This is a genomic window from Pseudooceanicola profundus (assembly GCF_054919315.1).
This window is the reverse complement of the sequence record NZ_CM142898.1, coordinates 1,977,080-1,991,460: the sequence shown is the minus strand read 5'-3', so window position 1 is coordinate 1,991,460 and position 14,381 is coordinate 1,977,080. Positions and strand designations below refer to the sequence as shown.

At 68.2% G+C, this 14,381-nt stretch carries 14 protein-coding genes; 8 read left to right on the top strand and 6 right to left on the bottom strand.

Going from position 1 to position 14,381, the window contains the following annotated elements; genetic code table 11:
• Together ACX9MO_RS09140 and ACX9MO_RS09135 are read left to right on the top strand one after the other, a co-directional pair.
• Positions 1 to 1,188 (top strand): acyl-CoA dehydrogenase family protein, encoded by a 1,188-nt coding sequence (locus ACX9MO_RS09140; RefSeq protein WP_462214302.1) that lies wholly within the window; start codon positions 1 to 3, stop codon positions 1,186 to 1,188.
• Position 1,189: 1 nt separating this feature from the next.
• On the top strand, positions 1,190 to 2,251 hold the full coding sequence (locus ACX9MO_RS09135) for an acyl-CoA dehydrogenase family protein (RefSeq protein WP_462214301.1): 1,062 nt from the start codon (positions 1,190 to 1,192) through the stop codon (positions 2,249 to 2,251).
• 100 nt (positions 2,252 to 2,351) lie between these two features.
• Here ACX9MO_RS09135 and ACX9MO_RS09130 read toward each other — a convergent pair whose 3' ends face one another.
• Positions 2,352 to 3,380: an NADP-dependent oxidoreductase gene (locus ACX9MO_RS09130; protein ID WP_462214300.1), complete on the bottom strand. Its 1,029-nt coding sequence runs from the start codon at positions 3,378 to 3,380 to the stop codon at positions 2,352 to 2,354.
• A gap of 128 nt (positions 3,381 to 3,508) precedes the next feature.
• Here ACX9MO_RS09130 and smpB point away from each other — a divergent pair, with 128 nt between their 5' ends.
• From smpB to ACX9MO_RS09110, 4 genes are all read left to right on the top strand, one after another.
• On the top strand, positions 3,509 to 3,982 hold the full coding sequence (smpB, locus tag ACX9MO_RS09125) for an SsrA-binding protein SmpB (protein WP_462214299.1): 474 nt from the start codon (positions 3,509 to 3,511) through the stop codon (positions 3,980 to 3,982).
• An 81-nt stretch (positions 3,983 to 4,063) separates the two neighbouring features.
• A complete protein-coding gene (sseA, locus tag ACX9MO_RS09120) occupies positions 4,064 to 4,915 on the top strand; it encodes a 3-mercaptopyruvate sulfurtransferase (protein ID WP_222490636.1) in 852 nt (283 codons plus the stop codon).
• Entirely contained in the window at positions 4,915 to 6,099 is a 1,185-nt protein-coding gene (locus ACX9MO_RS09115) for an amino acid aminotransferase (RefSeq protein ID WP_462214298.1), read from the top strand. Before sseA ends, ACX9MO_RS09115 begins: the two co-directional genes overlap by 1 nt.
• Positions 6,100 to 6,378: 279 nt before the next feature.
• Positions 6,379 to 6,960: a VOC family protein gene (locus tag ACX9MO_RS09110; RefSeq protein WP_462214297.1), complete on the top strand. Its 582-nt coding sequence runs from the start codon at positions 6,379 to 6,381 to the stop codon at positions 6,958 to 6,960.
• A 190-nt stretch (positions 6,961 to 7,150) separates the two neighbouring features.
• Here ACX9MO_RS09110 and dapA read toward each other — a convergent pair whose 3' ends face one another.
• Positions 7,151 to 8,026 (bottom strand): 4-hydroxy-tetrahydrodipicolinate synthase, encoded by an 876-nt coding sequence (dapA, locus tag ACX9MO_RS09105; protein WP_462214296.1) that lies wholly within the window; start codon positions 8,024 to 8,026, stop codon positions 7,151 to 7,153.
• A gap of 155 nt (positions 8,027 to 8,181) precedes the next feature.
• On the opposite strand from dapA, the gene ACX9MO_RS09100 reads away from it, so the two are divergent.
• Positions 8,182 to 10,245 (top strand): lytic transglycosylase domain-containing protein, encoded by a 2,064-nt coding sequence (locus tag ACX9MO_RS09100; RefSeq protein WP_462214295.1) that lies wholly within the window; start codon positions 8,182 to 8,184, stop codon positions 10,243 to 10,245.
• Here ACX9MO_RS09100 and ACX9MO_RS09095 read toward each other — a convergent pair.
• The gene (locus tag ACX9MO_RS09095) at positions 10,201 to 11,076 is read right to left on the bottom strand and encodes a DMT family transporter (protein WP_462214294.1); all 876 of its coding nucleotides are present in this window, start codon (positions 11,074 to 11,076) and stop codon (positions 10,201 to 10,203) included. The genes ACX9MO_RS09100 and ACX9MO_RS09095 overlap by 45 nt on opposite strands.
• Positions 11,069 to 11,770, bottom strand: coding sequence for a tRNA (5-methylaminomethyl-2-thiouridine)(34)-methyltransferase MnmC2 (gene mnmC2, locus ACX9MO_RS09090; protein ID WP_462214293.1), 702 nt, complete (start codon positions 11,768 to 11,770; stop codon positions 11,069 to 11,071). The genes ACX9MO_RS09095 and mnmC2 overlap by 8 nt, the downstream gene beginning before the upstream one ends.
• A 49-nt stretch (positions 11,771 to 11,819) precedes the next feature.
• On the opposite strand from mnmC2, the gene ACX9MO_RS09085 reads away from it, so the two are divergent.
• Positions 11,820 to 12,860 (top strand): NAD(P)/FAD-dependent oxidoreductase, encoded by a 1,041-nt coding sequence (locus tag ACX9MO_RS09085; RefSeq protein WP_222490642.1) that lies wholly within the window; start codon positions 11,820 to 11,822, stop codon positions 12,858 to 12,860.
• Between the two features lie 68 nt (positions 12,861 to 12,928).
• Here the strand turns inward: ACX9MO_RS09085 and ACX9MO_RS09080 are convergent, their stop codons facing one another.
• Together ACX9MO_RS09080 and ACX9MO_RS09075 are read right to left on the bottom strand one after the other, a co-directional pair.
• Entirely contained in the window at positions 12,929 to 13,339 is a 411-nt protein-coding gene (locus tag ACX9MO_RS09080; protein WP_462214292.1) for a PaaI family thioesterase, read from the bottom strand.
• A 16-nt stretch (positions 13,340 to 13,355) separates the two neighbouring features.
• Positions 13,356 to 14,378: a phosphotransferase family protein gene (locus ACX9MO_RS09075; protein ID WP_462214291.1), complete on the bottom strand. Its 1,023-nt coding sequence runs from the start codon at positions 14,376 to 14,378 to the stop codon at positions 13,356 to 13,358.
• Positions 14,379 to 14,381: the final 3 nt, after the last annotated feature.

The window sequence follows — 14,381 nt, the reverse complement described above, 5'->3', positions numbered from 1 at the left end:
ATGGATCTGAGCTATTCCCCCGAGGACATCGCCTTCCGGGACGAGGTGCGCGCCTTCTTCGCCGAGAAGATGCCCGAGGACATCCGCACCGCCGTGCGCAATGGCGGCGAACTGGGCAAGGAGATGCTGGAACGCTACCACGCGATCCTGAACGCGCAGGGCTGGCTGGCCGCTACGTGGCCTGTCGAGTTCGGCGGCACCGGCTGGAGCCCGGTACAACGCCACATCTTCGAGGAGGAGGCCTGCCGCGCCTACGCGCCGCGGCCGCTGTCCTTCGGCCTCGCCATGCTGGGGCCGGTGCTGCAGAAGTTCGGCAGCAAGGAACAGCAGGACTATTACCTGCCGCGCATCCTCAACGGTGACGACTGGTGGTGCCAGGGCTATTCCGAGCCGGGCGCGGGCTCCGACCTTGCCTCGCTCAAGACCCGCGCGGTGCGCGACGGCGACGAGTATGTCGTGAACGGCCAGAAGACATGGACGACGCTGGGCCAGCACGCCAACCGGATCTTCTGCCTCGTGCGGACTGACCCGGACGTGAAGCAGCAGCAGGGGATTTCCTTCCTGCTGATCGACATCGACACCCCCGGCATCGAGGTCCGTCCGATCCGCCTGATCGAGGGCGGCCACGAGGTGAACGAGGTCTTCTTCACCGACGTGCGCGTGCCGGTCACCAACCTCGTTGGCGAGGAGAACCAGGGCTGGACCATCGCCAAGTACCTGCTGACCCATGAGCGCACCAACATCGCCGGTGTCGGCTTCTCGATGCAGGCGCTGGAGGAGGTCAAAGCACTGGCCCGCCGCACCACGCGCAATGGCCGTCCGCTGATCGAGGACCCGCTCTTTGCCGCCCGCGTGGCGCAGGTGGAAATCGACCTCGAGGCGATGAAGATCACCAACCTGCGGATGCTCTACACGGCGCAGAAACAGGGCTCTCCGGGGCCCGAGACCTCGATCCTCAAGATCAAGGGCACGGTGATCATGCAGGAACTGCGCGATCTGGCACGCCGGGCGCTCGGCCCCTCGTCGGCACCCTTCCCGGGGCATATCACCGACGGCAACCTGATGCTGGCACCGGTCGAGGCGGCGAACAATGCCGCGCGCTACTTCAACGGGCGCAAGACCTCGATCTACGGTGGGTCGAACGAGATCCAGCGCAACATCCTCACCAAGACCATGCTGGAGCTGTGACATGAACTTCGATCTGACCGAAGACCGGCAGATGCTGTCGGACAGCCTGAACCGGTTCCTCGCGGACAAATGCCCCTTCGAGCACCGCACCAAGGTCGCCTACGAGGCGCCCTACCACGATCCCGCCCTCTGGGCCGGCCTGTCGGAACTGGGGGCGCTCTATGCCTTCGGCACAGAGGAGCAGGGCGGCTTCGGCGGCTCCGGCTTCGACATCACCGTCGTGTTCGAGGCCATGGGCCGCGCACTCTGCCCCGAGCCGCTGCTGGGGGCCGCCATGGGTGCGCGCCTGCTGGCCGCGGCGGGTGCCGATGCGGATGACCTGATGTCGGGCGCCGTGACCTATGCCCTGGCCGTGGGCGAGCTGGATGCACCCTATGACCTCGACGGGATCGCCTGTGCCGCGACGCCGGCCGGTGAGGGCCACACGCTCACGGGCCGCAAGAGCGCGGTCTACGGCGGGCAGGCCGCCGACCGGCTGCTGGTGGCAGCGACACTCGACGGAGCACTCGCGCTTTTCGAGGTGACGGCGGCGGAGGCCTCGGTCACCGGCTACGGCATGATCGACGGCGGCGGCGCGGCGGAAGTGGTGCTGGACGCCACGCCGGGCAAGCTTCTGCTGGCCGACGCCCGCGCCGCGCTGGAGGACGCACAGGCGGCCGGCATCGTCGCGCTCTGCGCCGAGGCGGTGGGGCTGATGGACGTGCTGCACAAGATGACCGTGGAGTACCTCGGGCAGCGCAAGCAGTTCGGCCGCACGATCGGCTCCTTCCAGGCGCTGCAGCACCGCGCGGTGGACATGCTGACGGAGATCGAGCAGGCGCGGTCGATCACCATCAAGGCCGCGGCCGAACTGGGCGGTCCCGACGCCGGGCGTTACGCCTCGATGGCCAAGAACCTGATCGGCCGCGCAGGCCGTCTGGTGGCCGAGGAGGCGATCCAGATGCACGGCGGCATCGCGATGACATGGGAGTATCCCGGGGCGCATTACGCCAAGCGGATCGTCATGATCGACGCGCAGCTGGGGGATACGGATTATCACCTGTCGCGGGTGATGGCGGCCTGAGCGGGCGACGCAGGCGGGCGGGGGGCCAGCCCCCCGCACCCCCCGGGATATTTCCGAGCGAAAGATGGACGGGCTCCGGCACTGCCGGGGCCCTTTCGCGTCAGATGAGCTTGACCACCTGCTTGCCGGTGTTGCCGCCCTTGAGAAGCTTGATGAAGGTCGCGGGCGCGTTTTCCAGCCCCTCGGCCACGTCCTCGAGGTAGGCGATCTCGCCCGAGGCGACGAGCGGGGCGACCTCCTTGGCGAAGTCTGGGAAGAGGTGGAAGTGATCGCCCACCAGCAGGCCGTTGATCTGCAGGCGCTTGACCAGCGTGCGGCGCCAGAGCGCGGCCAGCGGCATCTGCGCGGTCGGGTCGTCCTCGACCCCGTTGTACCAGGCGATCATGCCGCAGACGATGATCCGTCCGTGCAGGTTCATCAGCGGCAGCACCCCGCCCAGCACCGCACCGCCCACGTTCTCGAAGTAGATGTCGATCCCGTCGGGGCAGGCCTCGGCCAGGGCCTCGCGCATCGCCTTGGCGTCCTTGCCGCGGTGGTCGATGCAGGCGTCGAAGCCGAAGGTCTCGGTCGCGATGCGGCATTTCTCGGCCCCGCCCGCGACGCCGATCACCCGGCAGCCCGCGCGTTTGGCGATCTGGCCCACCATGGAGCCGACCGGCCCCGTCGCCGCGGCCACCACCAGCGTCTCGCCCGCCTGCGGCTTGCCGTAGGCCCTGAGGCCGGACCAGCCCGTGAGGCCGGGCATCCCCAGCACGCCGAGCGCGGTCGAGATCGGCACCGCCTGCGGGTCGACCCTGCGCAGCTGGTCGCCGGGCTGCACACCATGGCTGGCCCAGCCGAACATGCCGAAGGCGAAATCGCCGGGCGCGAAACGCGGGTGGTTCGAGGCGATCACCTCGCCCACGGCACCGGCGGTCATGGTCTCGCCGATGGCCACCGGCTCGGCGTAGCTTTCCGCGTCGCTCATGCGGCCCCGCATGTAGGGATCGAGCGACATGTAGTGGCAGCGTACCAGCACCTCGCCCGGGCCGGGCTGCGGCAGGGCGCTCTCCTCGAGGCGGAAATTCTCGGCCGTGGGTTCGCCCGCGGGACGGCTCGCCAGCGCGATTCGTTTCATCATCTCTGTCATGGAATACTCCTTCTCCCGCCAAACCCTAGCGCGCGGGGGCGGGCGACCCAATATAGGGCCCTTCATCAACGCTGCGTCACGCCGGGAACATGGACGGCCCGCGCGGCTTGGTGTAGAGGAGCGCGACCATGGCCAAGAAACCGACAGACCCGAATTACAAGGTGATCGCCGAGAACCGGCGCGCCCGCTACGATTATGCCATCGAGGAAGACCTCGAGTGCGGCATCGTGCTGACCGGGTCCGAGGTGAAATCCCTGCGCACCGGGCAGTCCAACATCGCGGAAAGCTATGCCGCGGTGGACGAAGGCGAGCTCTGGCTGGTGAACAGCTACATCGCACCCTACGAGCAGGCCATGTTCGGCCACGAGGAGCGCCGCCGCCGCAAGCTGCTGGTCTCCAAGCGCGAGCTGTCCCGCCTGTGGCAGGACACGGGGCGGAAGGGCATGACGCTGGTGCCGCTGGTGATGTACTTCAACCACCGCGGAATGGTGAAGGTGAAGATCGGCATCGCCAAGGGCAAGAAGACCCACGACAAGCGCGCAACCGAGGCCAAACGGGACTGGAACCGGCAGAAACAGCGGCTGCTGCGCGAAAACCACTAGGGTTTCCGCCAGCCCTCGCTTGCCTCTGCGGCGCTGCGGCGCTAGCTATACCCTCGTTTTTCGTATGAGGGGGACGACGCCGTGGATGATCCGAAGACGCTTGTTTCGACCGAGTGGCTGGCCGCTCACCTGAAGGATCCCGACCTGCGGATCCTGGACGCAAGCTGGTTCATGCCCGGCTCGGACCGGGATCCCAAGGCCGAGTTCGACGCCGCCCATATCCCGGGCGCGCGCTTCTTCGACATCGACGAGATCAGCGACCTGCGCTCGGACCTGCCCCACATGGCCCCGCCGGTGGAGAAGTTCATGTCCCGGCTGCGCGCCATGGGCGTGGGCGACGGGCACCAGGTCGTCGTCTATGACAGCACCGGCCTCTTCTCGGCGCCCCGCGTCTGGTGGCTGTTCCGCCTGATGGGGCAGTTCGACGTGGCCGTGCTGGACGGCGGCTTCCCCAAGTGGCAGGCCGAGGGCCGCCCGGTGGAGGACATGCCGCCGGTGATCCGCGACCGCCACATGACGGTGCGGCGCCAGAACCAGATGGTGAAGGACGTGACGCAGGTCTCCTCCGCCTCGAAGCTGGGCGACTATGTCATCGTCGACGCCCGCGCCGCCGACCGCTTCTCGGGTGCCACGCCCGAGCCGCGCCCCGGGCTGCGCTCGGGCCACATCCCCGGCGCGCGCAACGTGCCCTTCTCGACCCTGCTGACCGCGGAGGGGACAATGAAATCCCCCGAGGAGATCCGCGCGATCTTCGACGCGGCCGGCGTCGATATGACGAAACCCGTGATCACCTCCTGCGGCTCCGGGATCACCGCGGCCGTGCTCAGTCTCGCCCTCGAGCGGATCGGCAAGACCGATCACGCGCTCTACGACGGGTCCTGGACCGAATGGGGTGCCTTCCCCACCCTCCCGATTGCCACCGGAGACGCCTGATGTTCGAAGCCCTGAAACCACTGCCCGAGGACAAGATCCTCGCACTGATGCAGAAGTACCGCGAAGACCCGCGCGAGACCAAGATCGACCTCGGCGTGGGCGTCTACAAGAACGCCTCCGGGGTGACCCCGGTGATGCGCGCCGTGAAGGCCGCGGAGAAGCGCATCTGGGAAGAGGAAACCACCAAGAGCTACACCGGCCTCGCCGGTGAGCCCGCCTTCCTCGACGCGATGATCTCGCTCGTGCTGGGCGATGCGGTGGCCCGCGACACGGTCGCCGCCGCCGCCAGCCCCGGTGGCACCGGCGCCGTGCACCACGGCTTCCAGATGGCGCGGCTGGCCAAGCCCGACGTGCGCGTCTTCGTCTCCGATCCGACCTGGCCGAACCACCTGTCGATCCTGAAGTTCATGGGCGTGGAAACCGTGCCCTACCGCTACTTCGACAGCGCCACCGGCGAGGTGAACTTCGAGGGCATGATCGAGGACCTCGGCCAGGCCAGGAAGGGTGACATCATCCTGCTGCACGGCTGCTGCCACAACCCGACCGGCGCCAACCTGACGCTGGACCAGTGGCAGACCGTGGTCGAGACGCTGCTGAAAACCGGCGCGGTGCCGATGATCGACATCGCCTACCAGGGCTTCGGCGACGGGCTGGAAGAAGACGCGGCCGCCACCCGTCTGGTGGTCTCCTCGGTGCCCGAAACCATCGTGGCGGCAAGCTGCTCGAAGAACTTCGGCATCTACCGCGAGCGGACCGGCGTGCTGATGGCGATCTCGCACGACACCTCCAAGACGGCGGTGAACCAGCAGACGCTGGCCTTCCTGAACCGGCAGAACTTCTCCTTCCCGCCGGACCACGGCGCCCGCCTCGTCTCGACGATCCTGGGCGATGCCGAGCTGCGCGCCGACTGGATGGCCGAGCTGGAAGAGGTGCGTCTCGGCATGCTGGGCCTGCGCGAGCAGCTGGCAGGAGAGCTGGCACGGCTGTCGAACTCCGACCGCTTCGCCTTCCTCGCCCGGCACCGCGGCATGTTCTCGCGCCTCGGCACCTCGCCCGAGATGGTCGAGAAGCTGCGCGCGGACCACGGCATCTACATGGTGGGCGACAGCCGCATGAACATCGCCGGGCTGAACAGCCAGACGGTGCCGATCCTTGCCCGCGCGATCATCGACGCCGGCATCTGACCCCCGCCACGGGACATGATGAGGCCCGGGACAGAGACGCGCCCCGGGCTTTCATCTTTCCCCCAATACTCCGGGGGAATTGCGCCGTGCAGCGGCGCAAGGGGGCAGAGCCCCGCAAAATTCTCCGACGAATTTTGCCAAGAATTTTCAAAAATTCTTGGACGCGCGCCGCCTCCGCCCGCGCTCCTGCACAATCCCCGCACAGTCACTGCGCGCCTAGACCGTTGACCCGCACGGCCCCGCTGCGCACCCTGTCCGCAACTACAAGCGGAGAGAGCCATGCGCAAGCTTCAGGTACAGGGGGTGCATCACATCACCCTCACCGGCGCCGACCGGCAGAGCACCATCGACTTCTGGGAAGGCGTGCTGGGGATGCCCTTCGTCTTCGATCAGCCGAACCTCGACAACCCGGACGAGGGGCACCTCTACTTCGATCCCGGCGACGGGCGGCTGATCACGGTCTTCACCAACGAGAAACGTGTGCCGGTCCATGACCGGACCCCCACCGATCCCGGCTGCGTGCACCACGTCGCCTTCAACGTCAGCCAGGCCACCTTTGCCCAGACGGTCAAGCGGCTCGACGAACGCGGCATCAAGCACTCCGGCCCCAAGGACCGGGGCTTCATGGATTCGATCTACTTCAAGGACCCGCTCGGGTTCCTTGTCGAACTGGCCTCCTACCGGTTCGAGCCGCCCGCAGGCGTCAGCCATGCCGCCGTCCTGCTGGAAGCGCATCACATCCGGGTGGAGCAGGGGGATTACAACATCCAGACGGCGCACCTCGCCGATGCGATCGAGCGGCTGACGACGGCAACCACGCGCTCGCTCTCCGAGGACCGCAGCCCGAAAGATCCCTACTGACCCCGCCGCGCTGCCCGTTTTCTTCGAAGAAAACGGACCGGAAAATGCGCATTTTCCGGGAGGGGGCTCTGCCCCCCGTCCGCGCGGGGCGCGGACTCCCCCGGAGTATTTGGGGAAAGATGAAGGCCAAAGGAAAAGGCCCGGGACGGTGTCGTCCCGGGCCTTCACTGTCTTCCGATGGATCAGGCGATCAGTTGATCAGGCCCGCGTGGCGCATGGCGGCACGGATCGTGGTCATGGTGCTGTCCTCGAGGCCGGTGAGCGGCAGGCGCACCTCGTCCGAGCAGAGGCCCAGTTCGGCCATGGCGAACTTGGCACCGGCCAGGCCGGGCTCGATGAAGATCGCCTCGTGCAGCGGCATCAGGCGGTCCTGATAGTCGAGTGCGAGCGTGTAGTCGCCCGCCAGCGTCGCGGCCTGAAACTCGGCGCAGAGCTTGGGCGCCACGTTCGCGGTGACCGAGATACAGCCGACGCCGCCATGGGCGTTGAAGCCGAGCGCGGTGGCATCCTCGCCGGAGAGCTGGATGAACTCGGGGCCGCAGGCCATGCGCTGCTGGCTTACGCGCTCCAGCTTGCCGGTGGCATCCTTGACGCCGATGATCCGGGGCAGCTTGGCCAGTTCGCCCATGGTCGCCGGGGTCATGTCGATGACCGAGCGGCCGGGGATGTTGTAGATCACGATCGGCAGGGTGCAGCAGTCATGCAGCACGCGGAAATGCTCGATCAGGCCGCGCTGCGTCGGCTTGTTGTAGTAGGGCGTCACCACCAGCGCCGCATCGGCACCAACCGATTCGGCATGCTGGATGAGGCGGATGCCTTCCTTGGTGTTGTTCGAACCCGCGCCCGCAATCACCGGGATGCGACCGGCGGCGGCCTTCACCACCTCCTCGATGACGGTCTCGTGCTCGCGGTGGCTCAACGTGGGGCTCTCGCCCGTGGTCCCTACGGGGACGAGGCCGTTGGAGCCCTGCTCCACATGCCAGTCGACCAGCTTCTTGAGCGTCTCCAGATCCAGCTCGCCGTTCTTGAACGGCGTGACCAGGGCAGGAATGGACCCTTTGAACATGACACGCTCCTTTCTACGTGGCGGGCGGGCCTGCGACGCTGTTTGTGCAGGCGAACCCATGCGAAAAGACGCCTCTGCCGCGAATGTGAGTTGAGAGCGAAGGGCGCCGGGTTATCTTCCCGCGTGTCTATCCGTTTTCATTAGGGGAATTGCAAGTGATCTTGCACCGGCGCTACCGCATTCTGGTGCTTCTGGCCGTTCTCGGCGCTGCCGCCCCGGTCCTGTCGCAGCAGACCGGCCCGCAGGACGAGGAGGCAGAGGAGCAGCCCGACCAGACACCGGAACCGCCCTCTCCCGAGGAGCTGGCGCGCAAGCCGCCACGGCCGCTGTCCTCGGCGCTGCATGCCGCCGGGCGCGGGGACTGGGCGCGGGCGCAGATGCTGGCGCTGCGCGACGGGCCGGTGGCGGCGGAGATCATCGAATGGACCCGGCTGCGCAGCGGCGCAGGATCGCTCGAGCAGGTGCTGGCCTTCCTGAAGGCGCACCCTGACTGGCCCGGCCTCGACTACCTGCGGCGCCGGCACGAGGACCAGTTGCAGGGTGCCGGCCCCGATCAGATCCTCGCCTTCTTCGGCGACACCGCGGCCCAGACCGGCACCGGCGTCCTGTTGCGCGCAGCGGCGCTCACTGCCAATGGCCAGCAGGGCGAGGCGGAGGCCAGCCTCGTGCTGGCGTGGCGCAGCATGTCGCTCACGCAGGAGGAGCATAACGCCTTCCTCACCACCCACGCCGACCTGTTGAAACCGCACCACGAGGCCCGGCTGGACCGGGCGCTCTGGCAGGGCTGGAGCGCGGATGCCAACCGCATGGTGCCGCTGGTGAGCGAGGCCCGCTGGAAGCTGGCGCTGGCCCGCCGCGGCCTGAAGGATGACGCAGGCAACGTGGACACGCTGATCGAGGCGCTGCCCGAGGCCCTGCAACAGGATGCCGGGCTGGCCTTCGAACGCTTCGACTGGCGCGTCCGCAAGGGCCGCGAGGAGGAGGCCATCGCGCTGATGCTGGAACGCTCGGCGATTCCCGGCGGGCTGGGGCTGGCGGAAAGCTGGGCCCCGCGGCGCCGCTACTACGTGCGCGAGAAGATCTACGAGGGAGACTTCGGCCTCGCCTATCGCCTTGCCGCGCAGAACCAGCTGACCGGGGGCGCGGCCTTCGCCGATCTGGAGTTCCTCGCAGGCTTCATCGCGCTGCGGTGGCTGGATGACCCGGAGCGCGCGCTGATGCATTTCGAGCGCCTGCGCGACGGGGTCGAGACGCCGATCTCGCTGGGCCGTGCGTGGTACTGGATCGGCCGTGCCGAGGAGGCCATGGGCCGCAGCGCCGAGGCCATGGCCGCCTATACCGAGGGCGGCGGCTACCAGACGACCTATTACGGGCTGCTCTCGGCCGAGAAGGCCGGGCTGCCGCCCGACCCCGATCTCGCGGGCGACGAGGACTTCGGCGACTGGCACGAGGCGGATTTCGCGGGCTCCGACCAGATCGAGGCGGGCATGCTGCTGCTGGCCGCCGGTCAGGGCTACGACGGCGAGCGGTTCCTCGTGAACCTTGCCGATCACCTTGACCGGACCGGGCTGGGACGGCTGGGCCGCCTGCTGGAGGAGGAGGGTTCTCCGCATCTTCAGATCATGCTGGGCAAGGCCGCCGCGCAGCGCGACATCGTGCTGCCGCGGTTCTACTACGCGCTGCACCCGCTGGCCGCGATGGAGATGCCGGTGCCGCCCGAAATGGCGCTCGCCATCGCCCGGCGCGAAAGCGAATTCGACCCCTCGGTCAGCAGCCATGCCGGTGCGCAGGGGCTGATGCAGCTGATGCCCGCCACGGCGCGGCTGGTGGCCCGGGGCTTCGACACGCCCCATGACGCCGCCGCCGTCCTCAGCGACTGGACCTACAACACGCGGCTCGGCACCGCCTACCTCGCCGACCTGGCCGATCGCTTCGACGGCAACGTGCTGCTGGTGGCGGCGGGCTACAACGCCGGGCCCGGGCGGCCCGAGCAGTGGATCAACGACTTCGGCGATCCGCGCGACGAGGATGTGGACGTGGTCGACTGGGTCGAGCTGATCCCCTACCGCGAGACGCGCAACTACGTGATGCGGGTGGCGGAAAGCCTGCCGGTCTACCGCGCCCGGCTGGGCAAGGCGCCCCTGCCGCAGCCCTTCACCAAGGAACTGAAGGGCTCAAGCCTGTTGCTGGGCCCGCCGTTCGCGCCAAAAGGTGAATAGGCCCGCGCCCACGATCACCGCCGCGCCGATGGCCACGTTCAGGCGCACCACCTCGCCGAAGACGATCATCCCGATGACCGAGGCAAAGCCGAGCTGGAAGTAGGCGAAGGGCTGCACCGCCGAGGCCTCGGCCAGTTCGTAGACCCGGATCAGCAGGTAGTGGCCCAGGGCGCCCGACATGCAGAGCAGCCCCATCCACACCCAGTCCCCGCCGGTCATGGGCGTCCAGTACCAGATGCCCCAGACGGTGGCGATGACGGCCCCGGTCACGCCGGTCCAGAAGAAGGAGGTGGCCGAGGCATCGCGCCGCGCCACGTAGCGCGTCAGAAGGCCGTAGATCGCGAACATCAGCGCCGCGGCCAGCGGCACGAGGCTTTTCACGCTGAACACGCCGAAGCCCGGCTCAAGCACGATCAGCACGCCGACGAAGCCCACGCCGATCGCCAGCCAGCGCCGCCAGCCCACCCGCTCGCCAAGAACCGGGCCCGAGAGCGCCGCCACCAGCAGCGGGTAGCAGACGAAGACGGCATGGGTTTCCACCAGCCCCAGCAGGGTGAAGGCGATCACCATGACGCCGATTTCCACCACCAGCAGGGCGCCGCGCAGCACCTGCAGCAGCGGGTAGCCCGTATGGGCGGCCTTGCGCAGCCCGCCGGCCTGACGCCCGGCCAGCACCATGACGAAGATGCCGAAGAACCAGTAGCGGATCATCACGATCATCTCGACCGGGTAGTTGTCGCCCAGGTGCCGCGACACCGCGTCCTGCACCGAGAAGACGAAGGTCGTCAGGATCATCAGCAGGATGCCGAGTCGCGTGTTCTGTTCAGCCATGGGAGGGGTCCGGTAAGACGGCACGGGTCATGTGCCGTTTCCGCCCGTATCCCGGCGCGCGGACAACGTCAAACCCCGCCGCCTGCAAGCCCCGCCTGACGAAACCTGCGGCCGTATAGGTCGCCGCCGTGCCACCCGGCGCGGTATGGGCCCCGACCTGCGCCATAAGGCCCTCCTCCCAGAGCTCGGGGTTCTTGGCCGGCGCGAATCCGTCGAGGAACCAGGCGTCCGCACGGGCCTGCCACGCGGGCAGCGTCTCGCGGGCGTCGCCGCGGATCATGCGGAACGACAGGTCCGGCAGGTCGAAGGCCGCCTGCCCCCAGACCGGGGCCAGTTCTTCCGACAGGGCCGTGATCTCAGGGAAGGCCGCATGGGCGCGGCGCATCTCGGCCGCGGTCATCGGATAGGCCTCGAAGGTGGTGAAGTGCAGCCGCCCCGCCTGCCCCGTTTCGCGCCAGAGCCGCAGCGCCGCCAGCAGGTTCAACCCGGTGCCGAACCCCAGCTCGGCCACGTGGAAGCCGTCCCGGAACCGCGCCGGCAGGTCATTGCCCGCGAGGAAGACATAGGCCGTTTCCGCCAGCCCGTTCTCGAGGCTGAAATAGGGATCGTCGAAGAGCCGCGAGACCGGGATCTCCCCCTCGCGCCAGTCGAGATCGGCAACCCCGCCGCGACGCTCGGGCGTCTGGTCCTGCATGTCGTGTTCCCTTATGGATGGCGGCGCAAGGATACGAGGGATCAGGGCGATGGCAAGGACAGAGGTCACGGTACGCGGCGCGGGCATCTTCGGGCTCAGCTGTGCATGGGCCTGCCTCAAGGCCGGGGCCTCGGTCACGGTGATCGACCCCTTCGGGCCGGGCGCCGGGGCCTCGGGCGGGCTGGTGGGCGCATTGGCGCCCCATGTGCCCGACCAGTGGAACGAGAAGAAGCAGTTCCAGTTCGAAAGCCTGATCATGGCCGAGCCGTTCTGGGAGGAGGTCGAGGACATCTCCGGCCGCTCGCCGGGCTACAAGCGACTGGGGCGCATACAGCCGCTGGCGGACGAGAAATCCCTGACACTGGCGCAGGAGCGCGCGGCCTCGGCCCGGACGCTGTGGCACGGGCTGGCGGACTGGCGCGTGCTGCCGATCCCGGCGCAGAGCGAGTGGGCCCCGCAGAGCCCTACGGGGCAGGTGATCCACGACACGCTGACTGCGCGGATGCATCCGCGCATGGCCTGCGACGCCCTCGTCGCCGCGATCCGCGCCAAGGGCGGCCGGGTCGAGAGCGAGGGGCCGAACCGGGGCGCGGTGATCTGGGCCACCGGTGTCGCCGGGCTCCAGTCCCTGAGCGAGGACAGCGGCAAGTCGCTCGGAAACGGGGTGAAGGGACAGGCGGCGCTGCTGGCCCATGACGCCCATGACATGCCGCAGATCTACGCGGGCGGGGTGCACGTGGTGCCGCACGAGGACGGCACCGTGGCCATCGGCTCCACCAGCGAGCGGGAGTATACGGACCCGTTTGGAACCGACGAGCTCCTCGATGACGTGGTGGCCCGCGCGCGCGAGGTGGTGCCCGCCCTGCGCGGCGCCCCGGTGATCGACCGCTGGGCCGGGCTGCGCCCCCGCGCCAAGACCCGTGCGCCGGTGCTGGGGACATGGCCGGGGCGGCCCGGGCATTACATCGCCAACGGCGGCTTCAAGATCGGCTTCGGCATGGCGCCCAAGGTGGCGCAGGTCATGGCCGACCTCGTGCTGGAGGGCGTCGATGCCGTGCCCGAGGCCTTCCGCGCCGAGGCGCTGTTCTAGACCCGCGCAGGAAAAAGGGCGCGGACCCTGCCGGACCGCGCCCCTCGCATTCGTCATCCGGCCGCCGTTCAGCCACGCATCCGGAAAGCCCCGGAGCCGGTGGCCAGCAGGTTGCCCAGATCGTCGCGCACCTTGGCCTCGGCAAAGAAGGTCTTGCGCCCGCCGCCGGTGCGGAAGCCTTCCGCGATGATCACCTTGCCCTGCAGCTGCCCGATGAAGTTCACGTTCAGCGACAGCGTCATGGCCAGCTGCTTGCGCTCCGGATCGCCGGTGTAGCAGCCGGCAAAGCCCATCACCGTGTCGCAGAGCACGCCGTGAATCCCGCCGTGCAGGATACCGTAGCGGTTCCCCAGATAGTCGTCCCAGGGCAGTTCGAAGCGCGAATAGCCCTCCTTCCATGCCACCAGCTTGAATCCCATGTGCCGCTGGAAGGGATAGGGATCCTCCACCAGCGCCGGGTCCAGTTCCAATTCGCTCATTCCGTCTCCTCGGGGGTCAAACACTGTGTGCCGCCTGAAGCCCGCCGCGCGCGAACTCGGGCACCGACCGGGCCACCTTCGCCGCGAGCGCGGGGTTCGAGGCGTTTCCGTCCAGCGCGCGTTTCTTGACGCCCTGGATGATACCGGCCATCCGGAAGAAGGTGAAGGCAAGGTAGAAGCCGAACCTTTCAATCTGCGAAATGCCGGCCTCTGCACAGTAGGCTTCGAGGAAGTCTTCATCTTCCATCACGCCAAGCGCCTTGCGATCGAGGCCGCGCAGGCCGCGGTTCGTCTCGGGCATCTGCCACTGCATGATCACCGCGGCCACGTCGGCAAAGGGATGCCCGGTGGTCGACAGTTCCCAGTCCAGCACCGCGAGGCAGCGCGGCTGCGTGCTGTCGAACAGCAGGTTGTCGATGCGGTAGTCGCCATGCACCAGGGTGCGCCGCCCGTCCTCGCCCGGGATATTGGCATCGAGCCAGGGGATCAGTTCCTCCATCTCGGGGATCACCTCGGTCTCGGAGGCGCGGTACTGCTTGGTCCAGCGGTCGATCTGGCGACGGTAGTAGTTCCCTTCCGGCCCGTAGTCGGACAGCCCCGTGGCCTGCAGGTCGACCCCGTGGATCGCGGCCAGTACGCGGGCCATCTCGGCGTTGATCCGGCGCCGCTGGTCGAAGGCCACCTCCGGCATGGTCGGCAGGCCGATGTTACGGCCCCGCACCTCCTCCATCACGTAGAAGGCCGAGCCGATGACGCTGTCATCCTCGCAGAGCGCATGCATCCGCGCCACCGGCACCGCAGTCCCGGCCAGCGCCTTCTGCACCCGGTACTCCCGGTCGACCGCATGGGCCGATTTCAGCAGCTTGCCCGGCGGCTTCCGGCGCAGCACGTAGGTGTCGCGCGGGGTCTTCAGACGATAGGTCGGGTTCGACTGGCCGCCTGCGAATTTCTCGGCCTCCAGCGGGCCCTCGAACCCCTCGACGTTGTCTTTCAGCCAGCGGGCGACCGCCCCGGTGTCCAGCGTTGCGCTGTCCTGCATGTC